An 18,827-nucleotide genomic window follows, 5' to 3' on the forward strand; every position below is an offset into this window, starting at 1 on the left:
ATGAAAGTCAATCATTATGTCGCGCCATGTTCCATCCATCTTTATTGTTCTATAGCGGTCATTTTTTGTGCTGCACCGGAACGACGAATGGCATCTCGTGTTTGAAAACAGTTTGGCGGCAATTTGGTCCTCATCAAATTTCATTGAGGCGTACCCTGCAAGAACTGAAATGGCAAAATCATCCACCATCTTATCAGCCGCACTCCTCAATTCGCTGATTGAATAGTGTTGTATAAAAAATGAGACGTTTTTTTAAGAACGCACGAGCAAGTTGTTTATTCTTTTTGATGTCCGACACAGTTTTTCGTTTCCAAGGCGAAGCAAAATCTTTGCCTTCAAACTGCGCAGCATAGAGTTTGGCATATATCGGTCGAAACAGCTAAAGATCTCTTCTATGGTATCAAATAGTTGCATTGATCGATCAGTTGTATCAGCGGACAACAGCTGCCCTGGCCGTCGCCTTCGATGAATATATAGATACTCATCCAAGTAGAGGCACTATTAGCAGCTATCCCACAGATATAGTGGAACAGATGATCCTCTGCTAACCTCATTTCAGGGAACTGTGCGTCTATAGCTTCAATGTCTGCGCGTCGGCGCAGGGTTAGCCACGCCGCCGACGGATAAATCTGTTAAACTACCCGGATGCTCACGTAAATCGAGAACGCCGCGAAGCGCGATTTCTTCTACCAAATCTGAATGAAACGGGCGTTCAGGCGAAAGCATACAGCGTTTGTGATTATCATATCCTCTCAATCCGCAGAATACATAGTCTACATCATTGCTCTCCAGCGCATCTACAAGTCTTTCAACCATCGTTGGAGCGATCCAGTCATCACTGTCTACAAACAAGATGTATTGTCCGTGCGCATGCCGCAAACCCTCGTTCCTGCCACCCCAGCCCATTGTTATGAGACTGGTTTATCAAGGAGATTCTTGGATCAATTTCAGCGGCAAGACGAACAAGGGTAGCGCTATTATCCATTGACATACCGTTTACGCAGATAATCTCTAGATGTTTGTATGTCTGCTTAGTTATTGAGGAAAGACACTCTTCTAAATATTCTTCAACTTCAAATACAGGCACAATAATAGAGACCAATTTCATATGTAATCCCATAATGTATTTATTAGATGACCGCTAGTCGCCGGAAGCGCGAAGCTAGGGCGAGTGGTCCCCGGCATGTCACATTGTGTGCAGTCCGCGCCGAAACCATCGCCCAATGCGAAGGTAAATGCGCATGCACTGCCGCGTGGTGGCCATCTAGCCGTTTGTGAACCGAGTGCTGATCCTCGCCCCAGCGAGGATGGGACGCCTGTGGCCCGGGCGTCCGGGGCCTGTTATCTAACCGCAAGCGCAAGTCCGTTCGCGCACGGGCACGCAAAAAACCGTACTGAGCACAGCGGTTCTCCCCTTGAAGTGCGGCGTCAATGTCTTGGGTATCTTTGCCATTACCTCAGCTGGTAGCGAAAGCTAAATATCCTCTAACGGCATGTCCGTCATTATTTGCTTATCGGTAATCATGGTCAAGTGTAACCATGGGATTGACGCGTCAACCTACAGGGGCACGTGTGGTGCGCTATGTCCGGCGACGTACACGGTGGCAAAGGTCGATTCAATGGCATTGGTGGTGCGGATATGTCGCCAATGCTCAGCTGGGTAATCATAAGAGGCCGGCAATTCCGCCCGATCCTTTTCCAGCTTGGCCACGGCTTTGGGGTACTTCGCCTGGTAGTTGCGCACAAAGGCCTCCAGAGCTCTCTCCGCGACCTTCCGGCTCTCGGCCATCCAGATTTCCTGCAGTGCCGCCTTCGCCTTATCCTGCTTGGATTTGGGTGGTTCGTTGAGGATATTAGCGGTCTTGTGCACCAAGCAACGCTGCTGACGGGTTTCGGGATACGCCTCCTCCAATGCAGCCCAGAAGCCCATGGCTCCCTCCCCAATCGCCAGTAATGGTGCAGCTTCCAGACCACGAGCCTGCAGGTCGTGCAGGATCTCCAGCTAGGGGCTTTGGATTCGCGAAGGCCGTCGCTGACACTGACGAGCTCCTTCTTTCCCTCCGCAGTCACACCAATAATCACCAGCAGGCAGATACGCGGATCCTCTTCCCCACGCAGATTGGTATAGACACCGTCCACCCACCAGTAGGCATACCGCTTGCCCGCCAGGGAACGGCGCTGCCAAGTGGTGTGTTCTTCTGCCCACTGCGATTGAGGCGTCCCAATGCCGCAGGGGAAAGTCCCTTGGCTTCTTCGCCCAGAAGAATGGAAAGCACCTCCTCCATGTGACCGGAAGATACCCCATGCAGACACAACCAGGGAACCGTGGCTGCCACCGTTCGCGATTTGCGCACATATGGCGGCACCAGTGCCGAATTGAATTTAATCCCCGAACCCGAACGATCCCGAACCTTGGGGACGCTCACCGGCACAAGTCCCAAGGCAGTCATGATCTCTCGCTCTGGCAAATAGCCATTACGAACGACCGCCTGACGACCATTGACCATCTGGACAGCAGAAAACTCTCCACTGTCTCTATGGCCTGTTCGGTTAGAGAACGTGATGCTCGCCGCAGGACACCCTCGGTCCCCAAGCCCAGCTCTCCCATACCATTCTCAAAAACGATACTATCCTTCACGGCGCACTCCTCGTCGCTCATTGGTCCGCAAACCCTCTGTAGCAATAGTGCACCACTCTCCTGAAGTCAGCTGTGGACTGCCCGTACGCCGCTTTCGATCATAGCTCGACTTCCCAACAATGGCGATCACTTCTCGACCTGTTGCCGAAAATTCGGCCACCCACTTCAGGAGACAGCGCTCAACCGCCTCAAGATCAAGAATCATGAAGACTCGCCGAAAGGTGCCATGGGAAAGAGCGCCATGGTGCAATTCCAAGAATGTGGTACGTAGCCAATCCAGCTTTCCCTGCCCATACAGCGCGATATCTTCCCAGGTTTCGGCTCCAGCGATCACGGCGCAGACCACGATAACCAGCACAGCCAGGAGTCGATGTACCGTCTTCCTCGGTCGTCTGGGACGTTTTCAGGACGGAAATCTTCCCCACCAGTCTCAGGACAACATACCATCTCCTCACGATAAAACAGGAAGATGGCAATGTACGGCCCAAGGCTAATCAGCTATTGGTTTTTTCATGCGTAAGCCCCCGTGCTCTTATATCGGCAGAAGGCCCCATCCGTCCACGCAGTCCGTCCTGCAGTCCACGCCACATCATCTTGATCACAAGAAGGCGATGCGGGTGGAAAATGGTCATGAACACGAATAGCTGAACCATACGAACAGCATCTGCACGCCTCCAGTCCTCCGGCGCATACGCCCGTCGACGAAGCCAGATACTATTACGAAAAGTGTAGTAATAACGGAAGGGTTTGTGTATCGGAACTTCACGCCATCTCCCCAGCCAAATGCGTCGTCGATACTCACCAAGGTCGTGCTCCATGACGGCCGTGCAGTCACCAAAAACCCGGTAGCCCTTTGATCGCGCACGTAACACCCACTCGGTGTCGACGTGATCGATAAAAAGCTCTTCATTGAAACCACCAATCACAGCAAATGCATCAAGAGGCACGAGAGAGCCAGAAGTGATCAGAAAATCTACAGGTAAAGGCTGATTATCCGACCGGCAATCAATCCGCCTTATATGCCAACTTGCGAACACTACATGGCGAGAAAGCTTCCCACTATGCCGGTCGAAAAATCGAGGGCCAATGGCCGCGACGTGTTCACCTTGACTTATTATCCAGCGTAAACCGTGCTGTAGGTCTCCCACCATCGTGGGGGAGGGAATACTGTCTTGATCCATCAGCAAAGCGGTATCGTAACCGGCGCTTAGCGCTGTGTAGATTCCCAAGTTTAAAGCAGCACCAACACCGAGATTGCCGCTAAGAGTCATCAGGGAACACGACTGAAACAAACCGACAAGCGCCACCAATCCTTCCACCTCAGATGATCCATTGTCTACTATCTGCACTCGATCAACCTGAGGCGAAACCGCCGAAAGCACTTCTCTCAGCCGGTTGAGATCAGGATTGAATGAAATAATGATTGCACAGATCAAGCGCAAATCTCGGCTCCTGCCCGTGTGACGTGATCGAAACTGGACCTTTCCAGGCGGGCCAGGATTAGCTCCTCTATGCGCCGGGCCATCTCTTCTTCCGAGGGGAACCCGTCAATAAAGGCCAATCCAGCCTCGCGCCTGCGCAGGCGCTCAGCCTCGTCATTGAGCAGCAGCATAATATCTTGTGCCATGCATTCAGGGATCGGATTGGCCAGTAGAGCAATGTCGCTGCGTCCCCCATAATTCACAGCGTTATCGCCCCGGTCCAGATCAACTACTGGCAAACCACAAGCCATCATTTCGTATGGAATAAGGCTTGGATTTGTTGTCGAGAACACTAACCCGACATCGCCATCGGCATACATCTGGGCTATCTCCTCGAGCGTTGGCACGAGCCCGCGAATAGTCACGGGGAAGTCGAAGTGCTGTTTTCCCAAGTGGCGAGAGCCAAACATCACAATCTCTAAGTCAGGACACATACGATGCACCTCGCGCAACGCCATGACGCCGAGCTCGAAGCATCGCCGCGGCATTTCCGGCTTAGCGAAATAGACAATATTGCGGTTAGCTTTACGGCGCTGTCGCGGGTGATAGATCCCCCTGTCGACTGGGAATTGGAAGTGATCAGCCTCAGCGCCGAAATCGCGACGCAGCAAACGCTCGCACCACGGCCCAGATGTGATGTGGTACAAGCCTAGACGGTAGGTGTTCTCGGCCAACACATACTCCGTACCCATCTGCGCAAAATATGGCTCGAAGTCCTGGACGAAGTACATTATCTCTTTGGCTTGACCGCGCGCAGCCAGCGCCGGCGCAACGGTTGACCAGTGGGTCGCGAACACGACATCCACCAAGCGTAGCCTGCCATCAAATAGGTAAACTGGGCAGTCCAAATCATAAAAATGTTTCTTAATCAAATTCTTCAGCGTTTCCGGATCTTGCTCCGTGCCAGTGAAGTACAGCGAAATGCGGTGACCAAATCTCTGGAGGAAATAAGCGGCGCGCAGGATATTGCGATGGCCACCTCCGCCGATAATCAAGCCAGGGATTACCCAGGCGATGCGCAGACGCCCTGGCGGTAGAGGTGTTTCGTCCGAGGTTTCAGGGTCTGCCTTGGATAGCCCGTAGACGCGCACTGCCTCACGCGCCACGCCGGAGATACTGTAGCGCTCAAGCGCGGTGCGTTTCGCTTCCTTACCCACACGCATGCGCAACTCCGGTGAAACCACCAGCGCCTCCAGAATCCGACGCCATTGGGTCGCATCGTGAACGCAGTACCCGTCGACACCATCCGTGATTGCGCGCGTGAAGGTGTCGGTGGCGCTGGCCACGGTGGGCACGCCAACCAAACCCGCTTCGAAGAACTTGAGCTCGCTTTTTCCTTGGGTATACGCATTATCGAGCTCCAATGGGGCAATGTTTATATCGCACTCGGCGAGCAACTGGAGCATTCCTTGGGGTGGCTGAAACGGTGCGCGCTCGACCCGGTGCGCGAACCCATCCCAACGCGGACCTAGTTCGAGGTAGCCGACTACGCGCAGAACTACCTGCGGGTACTGTTCCATGATCTCGAGTATCGAACTTTCACATTCTGCAAAATCCCTTTGGTGGGTGAAGCTGCCGCTAAAGTAGCCAATTCGCACACACGCCGGATCGGGCAAACGCGTCGTCAACTCCCGCGCAGTAGCGATCTGCTCGGCATTGATAGAGTTTGGAATCACCGCCGCCGGGCGCCCGATCTCTTCAACACGTGCCTTAAGATAAGCTGTCGGCACAGTCACCAGATCGCACCGCTCGAGCAGTCGGCGATAGCGCAAGACACCGTCTACGTAGCAGCTTTTTTGTTTTTCTTCGAGAACGCGCACACCGTCGATGGCATCGATAATGTCGGGCTCAAATACATAGTCGTCGATATCGAACACAATTTTGGTGTCCAGATTTTTTGCGTAATTAAGGAAGCGCACAATGCCGACGCCTTTGTCAAATGGAGCGCGAAAGAGCACCACAACATCGGGCCTCACTCGTAGGTCAACCAGACGAGCTAGTTCTGAGTAGGGCAGATCGAGAACTCGGTATCCCAGTTCGCGCAATCCTTCAATCAAGTTGTAGACTCTGTAGCGCTTAGATTCACCCTCCCAGCAACCGATCATGAAAACGACATGAAAGTGCCGATCAGCCAGATTTCTCTCCTCTACCTCTGGTAGAACCACTAGGTTCGATGGTAACGATGGTGCACCGCTGCCGATGCGCCGCAGAACTGCACGTAGTGTCGCGGCGGCACCGTGGCGTCGCCAGTACCCATGGACCTTATGCAATATCCTATATCCGTAACCAACAGAACCCAGAACATGGGTGAAAATCGTAGCCTTGGCACGGCGGAGGTCTTCTTCGAGCCGGGCAATATTATCATTCGACACGCTAACCTGCTGTCTGATCTCGCGTTCGATCTGACGCAACTCCTCTAGGTCACGTTGCAGGCGGTCCTCAGCCTGGTGTAGCACTTCGACATCATGCTCAAGCAGTTTGACATAAGCATCGTCGCTAACCACTAGAACCGGCTCGGGAGTATCGGCTGGAATGACATGCCCCGACGAGGCGACCGCGATGAAATAATCGGCTTTCTCTGGATAGTAGGTATCGTGCAACGACTGAATATGCCCGATATGCTGCGGCATCGCAGAGGCCACCATCGAAGTGAAATGGTTATTCTCGAAGTAAAGCTCTACGGAGCGAAATTCAGTAGAAAGCAGCGCACGAAATTCTTCGGCGCTGAACTCGTGGGTGTGGAAGTGCGTACGTTTCCGCACGAGAGCGCGCGGGGTGGACATTAATAGCACACCATCGCCCTTCAGTGAGACACGGATTCGGCGCACTACTTCGGCTTGCGCGTCGACGTGCTCAATGAGCTCAAAACAGGTGACAACGTCGAAACACTGCCCGAAGTCGAACTCTGTAGCTGAAGCGACAGCGAACTCGACATTGGGATGCGCGTAATTTTCGCGGGCGTGGTTGATTGCATCAGCCGAGATGTCAAATGCTAGTACCGATTCGGCGCCATTGACTGCCAAGTGGTGCGCGCCGTAACCGACTCCGCAGCCGACATCGAGCACTCGTTTTCCCTTCACAAATGCGGAGGCAAAAATGTATCTGGCAATGTGTTCCTGAAACATCTTTTCAGAAAATTTAGGCTCACAATTTTTCGCCCCAGGAACGATCTTCTCACCAGAAAATTCAACCATATATACTCCCTCAATAGTATCTAACTAACTGCTCCAGGCGTTTCTCAAATACCAAGTTTATCTCTCAACCATAGCAACATTAACAGCGTTTGCATGATGTGGTTCGACTGGGTATAACAGGTCGCTGAAAAACCGAGCAATAAAATCTGCTCGGCACCTATTTTTCTCGAAAAACGCGGCCTGAAGGCAGTTCTGGACCACTTTTGTGCGGTTTTTCTGGTCAATCTGCCCGGATTCCCGAACTCTGGACGCAGTACTCCCATCACGCTACCCCCAGTCGTGCCATACGCACCAGATTGTAGGCGGTGGACACCAGAGTGAAGTGCAGCCCCACCCGTTCCAATCCACGGAATCGCGTTTTGCGCATCCCGCCCACGGTCTTCATCCACCCAAAGATCGACTCGATCCGCTTGCGGACACGAATGCTGATGTTGTACCCGACATGACGGGTCGTGCGACCATCTACCGCGGATCCCTTGCACTTACGGGCCACGTGCGGGGTGACATTCCGATCACGAAGGTCCTGGACGAAGCCATGACGATCGTAACCCTTATCGGCGCCAAGGGTGATCCGGTGGCTTCCACCCAGCTCATCCATGAGCTGTAACGCAGCATCCACCTCTGCTGTCCCATCCGCCGTAGTGACCTTCTCTCCGGCAATCAAACCATGGCGGTTATCCATGAGCACATGCCCCAGATACGCCAACCGCGAGGCATCCCCCGGTGCCTTCTTGTAGAGACGGCAATCGGGGTCCGTTACCGCGGCATGGGTGTCATTGCTGCGCTTCTGCCCACGGAAATCCGAGCCGTCGCCCTGCCGATCCTCGGGGTCTTTGGGCTGGAAGGATTTTTGTGAAGCCCAGGCTTCCAGTAAGGTGCCATCTACAGAAAAGTGCTCCTCGGATAGTAGTCCCTGAGACCTTGCTTGCGCCAAAACCGTCTGAAAGAAGCGTTGCACTGTTCCGTTGTCCAATAAGCGATCCCGGTTCTTGCTGAACACCGTGGACACCCAAATCGAATCATCCATACCCAAGCCCACGAACCAGCGGAACAGGAGATTGTAGTTCAGCTGCTCGATGAGCTGCCGTTCGGAGCGCACGCTATAAAAGACCTGCAACAGCAAAGCACGAAGCAGATGCTCTGGGGGAATCGAGGGGCGCCCCAGGTCTGAGTAGATCTGGTTGAAATGTCCGTCGAGCTCTGCCAAGGAGCGATCTACGATCACCCGAATAGCACGTAGGGGATGATCCTTCGGCACTCGCTCCTCGGGGGACAGATAACTGAACATCGCACCCGACTCTACCTTGGTTCCACGCATGATCGAATCCCTCCGTGCCCTGGTCCGCCAATTATACCACGGACTTTTTCAGCATCCTGATAGGGGGCTGATGGTAGCAGCAAGCATACGCATGGCAGTGAACATGGTTACTCGCGCTTCATCATCTTCCAGCGAAGCATATCGTGGGAACAGCGCTGTGGCCAAGCTCTGGGGCAGGATGCCGCCATACATCACGAGATTAAATGGGACAACATAGCGGGCGACAAAAGACATACCTAACTGTGCCCCGATGAAAAAGCGGTCGGTGAGATTCATGATCGGGCTGACGACTGCGCTAACCGTGATCCAGGCACCGTAAGGAAGGATGGAACGAAGAAGCTTCCAATGAAAGGTCGGGAAAGGCCCGTCGAGAATACGGATGCAGAACCGGAACAGCAAAAGTGATCCCAAAAGACGTCCAAAAATCGCTGCGCCCACCAAGTACGGCAGGGTTATGTACCCTAAGAACGCTGCACTCAATGGGAAGACTTGATACAAGAGTAGGCCTACGATTTGCCCAATATTTAGGTAGTCAAAGCGCTCTCTTCCCTCCAGAGTCCCCAAGAGTACACTGAGCGAGGTCGCCAGCGGCAGAAACAATAAAAGGGGCAGGATTGCATGCTGCACTTCCTGCCGCAGCTCTTGTGACAATACCAGCACGTGCCTCACTAGCCAGATCATCAATGGCCAAAAAAGTAAGATGGAGGCAAGAGAAGAGGCTGCAAGTGTTGCGAGCAACGCTGTCCAAAAGAGTTCTCCCTGCGCGCGCAATTGCAGAGGGTCAGAGACTTTTTTTTGGGCAGCAATCTTCGAGATGCGCTGGGCCACTGCCCTGCCCAAGCCGAGATCGAAGGCTCCAAAGTATCCCAAAGCCAACCAGAGAATGGACAGCGCCCCGTAGCGGGCCACACCAATGAGATGAAGGTACAACGGGACGGTGAACAGCAAAAGAAAGGCTGGTATGGCCCGTCCAGAGACATTGAGAAGCGTCGAGTGCGCTATGGATCTCGCCATCGGTTTACCGAAAAAAAACCAAGATGTCGCTAGCCATTAACAAAAGAGACCATGGGGCTCGCCCCGGAAGTTTTGGGAGCGTTGCAACTGCAAGATGCCCCATGTTCACCTCGTTCGCCCGCCGAATACGGTTGCTGTTTGCTTGCCCAAGTGGTATGCACCAAATTTCACCAGCGTTCGTATCAGGGCTTCGGGTATCTGCCGCGGCGCGTGTCGGGAAAGAAAGCGGATCTCTGACCGCACAAAGCGCTTCCCCTCCGAAGTTGGGCTCTGAAACGACGCAAGTAATGCTCGTTGCTGTGCGTGCATATAGCCAATCGCGTAATAGCGTCGGGCTTCTTCTGCTATCGTGAACCCATGGGAGTGGATGACGCGGGCATGCGCCTCATAGACCACGGTTCCTCCTTGGAGCAATATTCGGGCAGCAGCAATCATATCTTCTCCCATAGAACAGTTATTGGGGAAACCGCCGGCTCGAAGGAGGATATCTCGCCTGTACGCTGAGAACGAATTTGAGGTAAACGCCGTTTTGATTCCCAAGCGCGCAATATCCTCAAGGCTTTTTTCGATACTCTGTTCGGGATAATTGAAGAGCCGTGCGTGCCGTTCGATAGGACCAGCTTCTAAGCGGGGAAGCTGCCGACCATAGGCAACGCCGGCCCGCGGATGTGCGTGTAGTTCGGTCACTAGTTGCTCCAAGGCATGCCTGCCATCGAGAATGGCATCCTGAGTCAGGAATACGACGGTTTTACAGTCCGAAACCATCTCTACTGCCATTTGCCGTGTCCCGCCGTGGTTGAACGCGTCTGGAGCGATGCAATGTACTTCAAAGCCGGCGGCTTTGGCGAACTCGGCCGATCCATCCGTCGATCCGGAGTCAATCACGAGTATGCGTCGCGGCTGTATGTTCTGCGATAGTATGGAATCAATTACCATCCGCCAGCGCTGTCCACCATTCTTAACTGGAACAATCAACGCGATCGACGCCCCCCCCTCTACGGCAGGCAACTTAGTCTGTCGGTCACAGTGCTCCATCGGGGAGATATCCTTACGCAAGAGGTCAAGATTGTTCCAAGGCATACGGGGAGTTGGTACAGGTCTCAAATCACCCTACAGAGAAATGAAATTACAGACATCCGGTTCTCGGTAGTAGTATCTTACCCGATGTGGCTGGCTCATAGTTAGTGTAGAGTCAACAACTATGTTGGGCGATGTATCTCGTTGCCCAAACCAGTTTAGCTGTTGGCGTCGATGGGTTAGACTGGCGACCATGAAATCTTCCGCGCAGCCGTCCCTCAACCGCACCGCCCTACTGGTCAGCCTGCCCTTCTTCGCTTACCTGAGCAGTTGGTACTACAACGGTTCCCTGATCCCGCTCCTGGCGGTGAGTAGCGTATCGCTGCTGCTCTGGGGGGCGGTAGCGGCGTGGCCCCGGATTCGCGCGGGGCTGCCTTGGCCGCGGGGGTATCTGCCGGCTTTCATGTTGCTGTGGTTGTTCTGGTACTGGCTGACCCTGTTCTGGAGCCACGTCCCCTATAGTAGCTGGTTTTATTTCTGGACCCTGGGTTCCGTGCCTCTGGGCTTTCTCGCCTGGACCATGCTCTCCGAGCGCGATGCGGAAGCGGTCTGGCCCTGGTTCTGGCGGGGGATCGTTGCCAGCGCGTGGATCCTGTCGGCCATTGGGCTTTGGCAGTACTACCGTCTCCTGGGGGAAGGCGCGAACTGGATGGGCCTGCGTCCACAAGGCCCGCTGATGGACTGCAACAGTTACGCGGCGTGGATGAATCTGTTTTTCTTCGTGCTCGTCGGGCGCTATTTTTGGCTGGACGGGCGTCGCCCTCGCGCGCTCCTTTCCAAGTCCATTGATTGGGTGACCTTTGGCTATTTATTGACTATCGCCATCATTCTGCTGGCAGATTTCAGTACGGGCAGCCGCGGCGGTCTGCTCGCCTGGGCGTGTACCCTGCCCTTTGCCTTGCTGGGTTTTCGGGGAAAGCCCGGGGTCTGGTCGCGCTGGGCCGCTGTACTGTTCCTGGTTCTCATCGCCTTTCTCCTCATGAACTACCCCAAGGGCTACGACATCCTGGGCCAACTCAATCCCCACTACATCAGCTCCAACATTGCTACGGTATCCCGCAGCCTGATGTGGATCGCTACTTGGCATATCTTCCTGAGCCATCCTTACCTGGGTACGGGGCTGGGCAGTTATTTTCTGTTCTACCCTGCCTACCGCCTGCCGGCGGAACTAGCTTCGGCAGGGACCTACGCCCATAACGACTACATCGAGTTTCTGGCCGAGGGTGGGCTCATCAACCTGGGCTTTTTGCTCGCTTTTGCCGGGGCCTTGATCTATGCCCTTTATCGCCTGATTTTTCGCGCGGCACGGCTCGGCATCAGTGAGGAAAACCGCTATTGGGCCTTGGGGCTGGTGCTGGGGGTTTTTGCCATCACCGGCCACGCCCTGGGCAACTTCATCTTCTACAACCTGCCCCTGAGCATTCTGGCCGGAATTTTTCTCGCCCAGGCCTGGCACCTCTACCATCGCCAAGGGGAAACGGCACCTCTGTTGCCGCGCCTGGGCATCCGCCATCCGGGAGTGGTGCAGGGGGTCCTGGTGGTGCTCGTGGTATTGGCGGGCTGGTTTCTTGCCCTCGATGCGGCGGTCTATGCCCTGTTCAGCAACAATGCCTGGCTCGATGGGGTCATCAGCAACCCCAACGGTCGGGCGGTATTCTTGATGCGGGCAGCGCGCTTTCTGGAAGTTGCCCGGCCCCAGGCGACCCAGCCCTGGGTGTACATGGGCAATGCCTACCTCAACCTGGCAGCCAGTGACGCGAATATGCCAGCGGCACAGAAGCGGGTGCTGCTGAAAGCGGCTTTGCGGCAGTACCATGCCTCGCTGGTGGGCATTCCGCGCCAGGCGGGGGTCTACAATGCCATCGGCTCGCTCTATAACCAGTATGGCAGCACGCTCCTGGGGATGACGCCGCAAGCGGCCCAGGACCGCGCCGTCCTTGCCTGGCGCAAGGGCCTGGCCCTGGACCCCGCCAGCGTCAACCTGCGCAGCGAGATCGCAACGGCGGCTTATTTTGATCATGGCAAGGTGGCAGGAGGCATCGCCTTCTTACAGGCGGGCTTGAACCGGCCCCTGTTCCCCGAGCCTCGCGCCCTCCTGCAATGGGTCATTGCCCGCAACCAATGGCAGTTGGCCCACGACCCCAAGGCGGCGGAAAAGACCCTGCTGATCAGCCTCAAGGCATCGCCGGACTTTACTCCCACCCTGACCCTGCTGCGGCAGATCGTGCAGGCGCAAAAGCCGGGCGGCCAGGCATCGACACGAGCGGAATGAGGGCCGCAATATATCGAGCCTAACCGCTTGTCGCATGGTCAATCAAAAGGATAATATCCGTGCTTAGACATAGGAGGTCCTATGCAGCCGAGTGCTAAGCAAAGCTTTCCTCATCCTGAGTTGATCGGCAGCTTCCGCCAGTTCGGTCCTTTCGGGGTGGCTTACCAAGTCGTCAAGGAAGGTCACTCGACAGATCACGGATGGACGGTAGAAATAGAGGTGCCGTCAACAGGAGAACATCTAGAATATCCCCTCCGCTCCGTCCTAGACGATCCAGAAGCTGAGTAATGTTTGCAATTGCCTTTGATCTCGTCGTCAAAGAAACGGCGGCCTGCCATCCCAAAGGGGTGTCGGTGGCCTATGCCGAAATTGGGGCAGCTCTTGCTGGATATGGCTTTCGGTGGGTCCAAGGAAGCCTCTATGTCTGTGAGGACGAGGATATGGCAAATCTGATGGATGCCATCGACAAGCTGACAGAGATGGATTGGTTTCCCTCATCCGTTCGGGACATCCGGGCATTTCGGGTAGAACAGTGGTCGGACTTCACGGATCGAGTGAAGCGTCGAGGCAGCGGAATGAGGGCCGCAATATATCGAGCCTAGCGGCTTGTCGCATGCTCAGTCGAAAGGATAACCTTTGCAGGCAGGCATCGAGGAATCCACAATAGCTGCAATCATGCTTTCCCCGGTCAGATCGTTGACGCGAAGGATGGACTGGTTGCCTATCAGTCCGTGGTATCAGCCTCTTCCGTACCTCTCCCAAACGCTGCATGCGCGCCTTCAGGTCAGGATCGATCTTCACCGCCATGGGTACGGCAGAGGGGGAGACTGTGGAGGTGGCGGATGGGTTATGCTCGCGGGGATCGCCCTTGACCATACGCGCATGCACGTTAAGCGCATCTCCATCGACACGAACATCCTCGTCTACGCGATGGACCGCGATGCCGGAAAACGTCATGTGCGGGCAGTGAAAGTAGTGGAACAGGCCGTCGACAGCGACTGCATCCTCACTACGCAGGCTCTGGGGGGTTTTTCATGGCGTGTCGCACATTCTGACGGAGGAAAGGGCGTTGAACTCCGCCGCACACAGAGACTCCTATGGGTAATGCCAAAAGATCCTGCGTATGCCGAGGCGCGAGCCCTACTCAAACTGCTCCTGATCAGCGGTGCCATCACCCTGGCCAGCGCGGCAATCATTGTCGTACTCTGGTGGCTGTATGCTGGCGGAGCCCATGGATGACGCGATGCTGAAAACTTGCGGGGATGCCCACTACCGTTATCTGGATATGCGCGACGCCGAGCCGGGGGATCGCTTCTTTCACTTGCGCCATCAGCCTTACAGCGACGTGGTGACGGCCATCGAAGCAGTGGAAGTCCTGACCGTGGAAAAGAAAACCCTGCAGTGCCGGGTAGAGGGGAGGGGCAAGCCGTGGAAACTGCGGCGGCAGGCAGAGCATATCCACTGTTATCTGGCCGATGATCCTGTTTTTCAGCAGTTGCAGTATACCTTCACCCGGGCGCAGCGCATTCAGCAGGCGAAAGACTGGGTGCGCCAGGCCCCGCCGGAGCGTTTCGATGAACCGGTACTGGAGGCCATCGAGCGCTGGCATGGCACAGGTTGAGGGCTCTGGCAGATCCCCTTCCCTGCCTTGACTTTGGCCGTCCTTCTCCTTATCTTCTGTGCCCTTACGAAATTTTGGGGTAGATCATCATGAAGCGCACTTTTCAGCCTAGCGTCGTGCATCGCAAGCGCACTCACGGTTTCCGCGCCCGCATGGCGACCAAGTCTGGCCGCCTGGTCCTCAAGCGGCGGCGCGCCAAAGGCCGGTACAAGCTCTGTCCCTGAGGGATGAGCCGACAGTCGTTCACCCGTGACGACCGCCTGCGCAACAAGGCTGAAATCCGCCTTGCCTTGCGCGAGGGGAAAAAGCGCAGTTTTCCCGAATTGGTGTTCTACCGTCTGGACAACGATCTGGGGCATGCGCGCATTGGCTTCGCCGTCAGCCGGAAGGTCGGCAAGGCGGTGCTCCGCAACCGTCTGAAACGACGCCTGCGCGAGGCGTTTCGGCTGAGCGCCGGCCGTTCTCTGCCTTGCGATCTCATGGTCGTGGCGCGTCCGGCCGCGCGCGACGCGGCCTATGCCGTGCTGCGTGGGCGCTTGGATAGCGTGTTGCGCTGATGGCCATGCTTCGTCGCGGCGCCATCGCCCTGATTCATACCTATCAACTCGTCCTGAGCCCCTTTCTCGGGCAGAATTGCCGCTACCATCCAAGCTGTTCGCATTACACCTGCGAGGCCATAGAACGCTATGGTGTCCTGCGCGGCGCCTGGATGGGTGTCAAACGCATCGCTCGCTGTCATCCTTTTCACCCGGGGGGGTACGACCCCGTACCCTGAGTTTTCGGAGCCTCATGGATAGCCAACGTACCATCCTCGCCGTCGTCCTCTCGATTATCGTCCTGGTGCTCTTCGAGTGGCTGGCACCCCATCCCAAACCCAGCCCGAAGGCAACGCCAACGGCGGTCACCCAGTCAGCCGCCCAGCCAACGCCGGTTACCCAATCGCCTGCGCCTACCAGCAGCGTTCCGGCTGCGCCTAGCACGATTGCGGCGGTGACGAGCCATGCGGTGGGCGAGGGGCCCAGTGTCTCTTTCCAGACGGATCTTTATACCGGCAAGATCTATCTGCACGGCGGTGATATCCAGAATCTCGGCCTGCGCCAATATCCCATTGCCGTGGACAACAAAGCGCCTTATCCCATTCTGGACAGTAGCGCTGCGCGATTGACGGCACAGCAAAGCGGCTTCCTGAGCACCGACGGGCAGATTCTGCGCGCCGACTTCAGCGCCCCGCAGGCCGTCAATGACGGCGGGCCCATCACCCTGAACGGCCAGGCCGGCCCGCTGAAAATCGAAAAAACCTTTTCGTTTGATCCACACACCTATCTGATCAACGAAGACATCCGCATCACCAATACCGGCAAGGAGCCGTGGAAAGGCAGCTATTTCGACCAGATTCTGCGCAATGACCGTACCCAGAGCCATTGGTTCATGTCGATTTTTACCGGCGCGGTCCTGATGCACCATGGCAGCCTGAGTGAGAAAGGCTTTTCGGATCTTCGCGACCACCCGGAGGAGCATGGTGGCCCAGGCTGGGCGGGCATGACCGATCACTATTTTCTGCAAGCGGTCTTACCGGAAGCACATGCCGCCGTGCAACTCTACGCGCGTCCGGCAGGCAGCAACTACGTCGCCGGTGTGCAGCAGGCCCTGCCGACCCTGCAGCCGGGGCATAGCTATAGCCTGCGTCAGCAACTGTATCTCGGGCCCAAGCTGCAGAACCAGCTTGCGCGCCTGGGACGGGGTCTGGAGCAGACCGTCGATTACGGCTGGTTCTCCATCGTGGCCGAACCCATGCACGGGGTGCTGACCTGGTTCCATTCCTGGTGCGGCAACTGGGGCCTCGCCATCATCCTCCTAGTCCTGGCGGTAAAGATCATCTTCTTCTACCCTTCGGCGATCAGTTACCGCTCCATGGCCAACATGCGTAAGCTGCAGCCCAAACTGGAGCAGATCAAGAAAGAGACCAATGGCGACCGTCAACAAATGGGCGCCAAGATGATGGAGCTTTATCGTACGGAGAAGGTCAACCCGATGGCGGGCTGCCTGCCCCTGGTCATTCAGATGCCAGTCTTCATCGCCCTCTACTGGGTGCTGGTGGAGAGCGTGTCGTTGCGGCAGGCGCCCTTCATTCTCTGGATTCACGACCTGGCACTACCCGATCCGTATTACATCCTGCCGCTGCTCATGGGGATCAGCATGTTCCTGCAACAACGCCTGAACCCTGCGCCCATGGACCCCGTGCAGAAAAAGATCATGTCGATCCTGCCGGTCGCCTTCGCCATCTTTTTCTCTTTCTTTCCTGCGGGTCTGGTGCTCTACTGGTTGACCAACAACGTCTTTGGCATCATCCAGCAGTATCTGATCACCCGCCACGTCATGAAAGAGAGCTAGGGTGTCGCGCCGCGGGCGCTACCAGCTGGGCGACAGCATCGTCGCCATCGCCACTCCGCCGGGGTCGGCGGCGTCGGCATTCTCCGTTTGTCCGGCCCGGATGCGCTGGCGATTGCCAATACGCTCTGCGGCCTGCCCCAAGACAAACCCTGGCGCCCGCGCTACGCCTATCTCCGGCAGTTCTTTCTGGCGCCAGGGGAGCAGATCGACCATGGCATCGCCCTGTATTTTCCCGCGCCGCATAGTTACACCGGCGAGGACGTGGTGGAGCTGCAGGGTCACGGCAGCCCGGTCATCCTCGGCTCCTTGCTCGAATACGCCGTGCGCCAGGGCGCGCGGCCGGCTCGGGCCGGCGAGTTCAGTGAGCGCGCGTTTCTCAACGAGCGCCTGGATTTGGCGCAGGCGGAGGCGGTTGCCGATCTCATCCATGCCCGCAGCCAATCCCAGGCACGCGCGGCTTTGGCCAGCCTGGAGGGACGCTTTTCCGCGGCTGTCGAGGCGCTGCGTGCGGCCATCCTGCAGACCCTCGCCCTTGCCGAGGCCGGCCTCGATTTCAGCGAAGAAGATCTCGGCGACGAGCACCTGCAGAGTCTGGCGGCGCAACTCCATCAACTGCAAAGAAACCTGGCCCGGATTCTGGAACAGAGTCGCAGCAGCGCGCGCGCTTGGCGCGCGGGGCGCGGATCCTTCTGCTCGGCGCCCCCAATGTCGGCAAATCCAGCCTGCTCAATGCCCTGTCCGGACGCGACAGCGCCATCGTCACCCCGATTCCCGGAACCACCCGCGATGTCCTGCGCGAAGAGATCGAAGTCGATGGACTGCCTCTCGAACTCCTGGACACGGCCGGGTTGCGTGACAGCACTGACCCGGTGGAACAAGAAGGGATCCGCCGCAGTCGCGCGCTGCTCGAGAGCGCGGAAGAAATTCTCCTCCTGCTCGATGCAGTCGAGACAGCTGGTCAGAAGATACGAATCTGTTGGCGCAGCTCGATGCCAAGCGCTGCACCGTACTGTGGAACAAGATCGATCTCCGTCCGGACTTCGTCGCCCCCGACCTGGGGTGCCGGCCCCTGCGCATCTCTGCCAGCACCGGCGAGGGGTTGGCGGAACTGCGTTCGCACCTGCGACAACGCCTGGGTGAAAATGACGACAGCGCCTGGTCGGCACGCCAGCGCCACGTACTGGCACTCGAAGAGGCCCAGGAACAGCTTGCCGAGGCAGCACAATTTCTGCACCTGGATACTGGCGAAGAGCTTCTGGCGCAGAAGCTGCGGGAAAGCGCCAACGCCCTTGGCCAGATCACCGGGGTAGTGGATGTGGAGGAGATCCTGGGGGAAATCTTTTCGCGCTTTTGTATCGGCAAGTAGAATTTTTTGTCAGCGATGTCCGTCTCGACTATTCTGTAAGCCTACGCCTGAATTGCGGAGTACAGCATGCACAAACGGGATTTTCCTGCGTCTCAGCGCCATGGGCAGCGGCCTTGCCCTGGGGGCCTCGCTGATTGGCACGCGCATCGCCCTGGCGGCAAATGCCCAAGGCTGGCCCGCGCAGTCCTTTGCTGCCAGCAGCGTCGAACCAAGTCCTGCAGGATCTGTTTCAGATGCGCACAGTGCCGGAGTCCGATCGTGTGCATGTTCGCAGCGCCAAAGAAGTCGATGATGCGCTCAGCGTGCCGGTATCCGTGTCCGTGGATCACCCGATGACGGATGACGATTACATTGCGCGGATCTATGTGCTGGTCGTCACAACCCCACGCCTTTAGCGAGCATCTTTCACTGCAGTCCTGCCAATGGCAAGGCAGCCTGTTACCAACGAATCAAGG

16 protein-coding genes and 5 pseudogenes are annotated in these 18,827 nt (G+C 56.4%); 13 read left to right on the top strand and 8 right to left on the bottom strand.

Going from position 1 to position 18,827, the window contains the following annotated elements; translation table 11 throughout:
* Positions 1 to 579: 579 nt before the first annotated feature.
* The 8 genes and pseudogenes from ORD17_RS13535 to ORD17_RS13135 all read right to left on the bottom strand — a co-directional run bounded on the left by ORD17_RS13535 (position 580) and on the right by ORD17_RS13135 (position 10,680).
* Positions 580 to 1,120 (bottom strand): annotated as a pseudogene (locus ORD17_RS13535) (glycosyltransferase family 2 protein).
* Between the two features lie 477 nt (positions 1,121 to 1,597).
* Positions 1,598 to 2,638, bottom strand: a pseudogene (locus ORD17_RS13105) (IS256 family transposase); the annotation flags it as partial.
* Positions 2,628 to 3,023 (bottom strand): annotated as a pseudogene (locus ORD17_RS13110) (ISAs1 family transposase); the annotation flags it as partial. The pseudogenes ORD17_RS13105 and ORD17_RS13110, both read right to left, overlap by 11 nt.
* Before the next feature lie 109 nt (positions 3,024 to 3,132).
* On the bottom strand, positions 3,133 to 4,080 hold the full coding sequence (locus ORD17_RS13115) for a glycosyltransferase family 2 protein (RefSeq protein ID WP_308389700.1): 948 nt from the start codon (positions 4,078 to 4,080) through the stop codon (positions 3,133 to 3,135).
* On the bottom strand, positions 4,071 to 7,313 hold the full coding sequence (locus tag ORD17_RS13120; protein WP_308389701.1) for a methyltransferase domain-containing protein: 3,243 nt from the start codon (positions 7,311 to 7,313) through the stop codon (positions 4,071 to 4,073). The genes ORD17_RS13115 and ORD17_RS13120 overlap by 10 nt, the downstream gene beginning before the upstream one ends.
* 262 nt (positions 7,314 to 7,575) lie before the next feature.
* Positions 7,576 to 8,631: an IS5 family transposase gene (locus ORD17_RS13125; protein ID WP_308387902.1), complete on the bottom strand. Its 1,056-nt coding sequence runs from the start codon at positions 8,629 to 8,631 to the stop codon at positions 7,576 to 7,578.
* Positions 8,632 to 8,679: 48 nt separating this feature from the next.
* Complete coding sequence (locus tag ORD17_RS13130) at positions 8,680 to 9,645, bottom strand: oligosaccharide flippase family protein (protein ID WP_308390132.1); 966 nt, start codon at positions 9,643 to 9,645, stop codon at positions 8,680 to 8,682.
* A 105-nt stretch (positions 9,646 to 9,750) separates the two neighbouring features.
* Positions 9,751 to 10,680 carry a glycosyltransferase family A protein gene (locus ORD17_RS13135; RefSeq protein WP_308389709.1) on the bottom strand — a complete coding sequence of 310 codons (930 nt, stop codon included), beginning with the start codon at positions 10,678 to 10,680 and terminating at the stop codon, positions 9,751 to 9,753.
* A 235-nt stretch (positions 10,681 to 10,915) separates the two neighbouring features.
* Here ORD17_RS13135 and ORD17_RS13140 point away from each other — a divergent pair, with 235 nt between their 5' ends.
* The 13 genes and pseudogenes from ORD17_RS13140 to ORD17_RS13200 all read left to right on the top strand — a co-directional run bounded on the left by ORD17_RS13140 (position 10,916) and on the right by ORD17_RS13200 (position 18,767).
* Complete coding sequence (locus ORD17_RS13140; RefSeq protein WP_308389710.1) at positions 10,916 to 12,994, top strand: O-antigen ligase family protein; 2,079 nt, start codon at positions 10,916 to 10,918, stop codon at positions 12,992 to 12,994.
* 81 nt (positions 12,995 to 13,075) lie between these two features.
* Complete coding sequence (locus ORD17_RS13145) at positions 13,076 to 13,282, top strand: DUF5397 family protein (protein ID WP_308389711.1); 207 nt, start codon at positions 13,076 to 13,078, stop codon at positions 13,280 to 13,282.
* Entirely contained in the window at positions 13,282 to 13,596 is a 315-nt protein-coding gene (locus ORD17_RS13150) for a virulence factor (RefSeq protein ID WP_308389712.1), read from the top strand. Before ORD17_RS13145 ends, ORD17_RS13150 begins: the two co-directional genes overlap by 1 nt.
* A 280-nt stretch (positions 13,597 to 13,876) precedes the next feature.
* Positions 13,877 to 14,233 carry a hypothetical protein gene (locus tag ORD17_RS13155; protein WP_308390127.1) on the top strand — a complete coding sequence of 119 codons (357 nt, stop codon included), beginning with the start codon at positions 13,877 to 13,879 and terminating at the stop codon, positions 14,231 to 14,233.
* Positions 14,234 to 14,237: 4 nt separating this feature from the next.
* Positions 14,238 to 14,615, top strand: a complete 378-nt coding sequence (locus ORD17_RS13160) for a hypothetical protein (protein ID WP_308389715.1) — start codon at positions 14,238 to 14,240, stop codon at positions 14,613 to 14,615.
* Positions 14,616 to 14,704: 89 nt separating this feature from the next.
* Positions 14,705 to 14,839, top strand: coding sequence for a 50S ribosomal protein L34 (gene rpmH / locus ORD17_RS13165; RefSeq protein WP_215872187.1), 135 nt, complete (start codon positions 14,705 to 14,707; stop codon positions 14,837 to 14,839).
* Positions 14,840 to 14,842: 3 nt separating this feature from the next.
* The gene (gene rnpA / locus ORD17_RS13170) at positions 14,843 to 15,172 is read left to right on the top strand and encodes a ribonuclease P protein component (protein ID WP_308389716.1); all 330 of its coding nucleotides are present in this window, start codon (positions 14,843 to 14,845) and stop codon (positions 15,170 to 15,172) included.
* Positions 15,172 to 15,390, top strand: coding sequence for a membrane protein insertion efficiency factor YidD (yidD, locus tag ORD17_RS13175; RefSeq protein ID WP_308390128.1), 219 nt, complete (start codon positions 15,172 to 15,174; stop codon positions 15,388 to 15,390). The genes rnpA and yidD overlap by 1 nt, the downstream gene beginning before the upstream one ends.
* A 14-nt stretch (positions 15,391 to 15,404) precedes the next feature.
* Positions 15,405 to 17,006 (top strand): membrane protein insertase YidC, encoded by a 1,602-nt coding sequence (gene yidC / locus ORD17_RS13180; RefSeq protein ID WP_308389718.1) that lies wholly within the window; start codon positions 15,405 to 15,407, stop codon positions 17,004 to 17,006.
* An 87-nt stretch (positions 17,007 to 17,093) separates the two neighbouring features.
* Positions 17,094 to 17,606: pseudogene (locus tag ORD17_RS13185) on the top strand (tRNA uridine-5-carboxymethylaminomethyl(34) synthesis GTPase MnmE); the annotation flags it as partial.
* Between the two features lie 65 nt (positions 17,607 to 17,671).
* Positions 17,672 to 17,911, top strand: a pseudogene (locus tag ORD17_RS13190) (GTPase); the annotation flags it as partial.
* A 71-nt stretch (positions 17,912 to 17,982) separates the two neighbouring features.
* Positions 17,983 to 18,372 carry a hypothetical protein gene (locus ORD17_RS13195; protein ID WP_308390129.1) on the top strand — a complete coding sequence of 130 codons (390 nt, stop codon included), beginning with the start codon at positions 17,983 to 17,985 and terminating at the stop codon, positions 18,370 to 18,372.
* 134 nt (positions 18,373 to 18,506) lie between these two features.
* Positions 18,507 to 18,767, top strand: a complete 261-nt coding sequence (locus ORD17_RS13200) for a thiosulfate oxidation carrier protein SoxY (RefSeq protein ID WP_308390130.1) — start codon at positions 18,507 to 18,509, stop codon at positions 18,765 to 18,767.
* Positions 18,768 to 18,827: the final 60 nt, after the last annotated feature.

The organism is Acidithiobacillus sp. AMEEHan (genome assembly GCF_030996345.1).
GTDB lineage: Bacteria > Pseudomonadota > Gammaproteobacteria > Acidithiobacillales > Acidithiobacillaceae > Igneacidithiobacillus.

What these genes read in the sequence shown, in the direction of transcription:
- ORD17_RS13120 (WP_308389701.1), bottom strand. Translation starts at nt 7,313, where the DNA reads ATGGTTGAATTTTCTGGTGAGAAGATCGTTCCTGGGGCGAAAAATTGT.
- rpmH (WP_215872187.1), top strand. Translation starts at nt 14,705, where the DNA reads ATGAAGCGCACTTTTCAGCCTAGCGTCGTGCATCGCAAGCGCACTCAC.
- ORD17_RS13160 (WP_308389715.1), top strand. Translation starts at nt 14,238, where the DNA reads ATGCTGAAAACTTGCGGGGATGCCCACTACCGTTATCTGGATATGCGC.
- ORD17_RS13150 (WP_308389712.1), top strand. Translation starts at nt 13,282, where the DNA reads ATGTTTGCAATTGCCTTTGATCTCGTCGTCAAAGAAACGGCGGCCTGC.
- rnpA (WP_308389716.1), top strand. Translation starts at nt 14,843, where the DNA reads ATGAGCCGACAGTCGTTCACCCGTGACGACCGCCTGCGCAACAAGGCT.
- yidC (WP_308389718.1), top strand. Translation starts at nt 15,405, where the DNA reads ATGGATAGCCAACGTACCATCCTCGCCGTCGTCCTCTCGATTATCGTC.
- ORD17_RS13145 (WP_308389711.1), top strand. Translation starts at nt 13,076, where the DNA reads ATGCAGCCGAGTGCTAAGCAAAGCTTTCCTCATCCTGAGTTGATCGGC.
- yidD (WP_308390128.1), top strand. Translation starts at nt 15,172, where the DNA reads ATGGCCATGCTTCGTCGCGGCGCCATCGCCCTGATTCATACCTATCAA.
- ORD17_RS13140 (WP_308389710.1), top strand. Translation starts at nt 10,916, where the DNA reads ATGAAATCTTCCGCGCAGCCGTCCCTCAACCGCACCGCCCTACTGGTC.
- ORD17_RS13155 (WP_308390127.1), top strand. Translation starts at nt 13,877, where the DNA reads ATGCACGTTAAGCGCATCTCCATCGACACGAACATCCTCGTCTACGCG.
- ORD17_RS13130 (WP_308390132.1), bottom strand. Translation starts at nt 9,645, where the DNA reads ATGGCGAGATCCATAGCGCACTCGACGCTTCTCAATGTCTCTGGACGG.
- ORD17_RS13125 (WP_308387902.1), bottom strand. Translation starts at nt 8,631, where the DNA reads ATGCGTGGAACCAAGGTAGAGTCGGGTGCGATGTTCAGTTATCTGTCC.
- ORD17_RS13135 (WP_308389709.1), bottom strand. Translation starts at nt 10,680, where the DNA reads ATGGAGCACTGTGACCGACAGACTAAGTTGCCTGCCGTAGAGGGGGGG.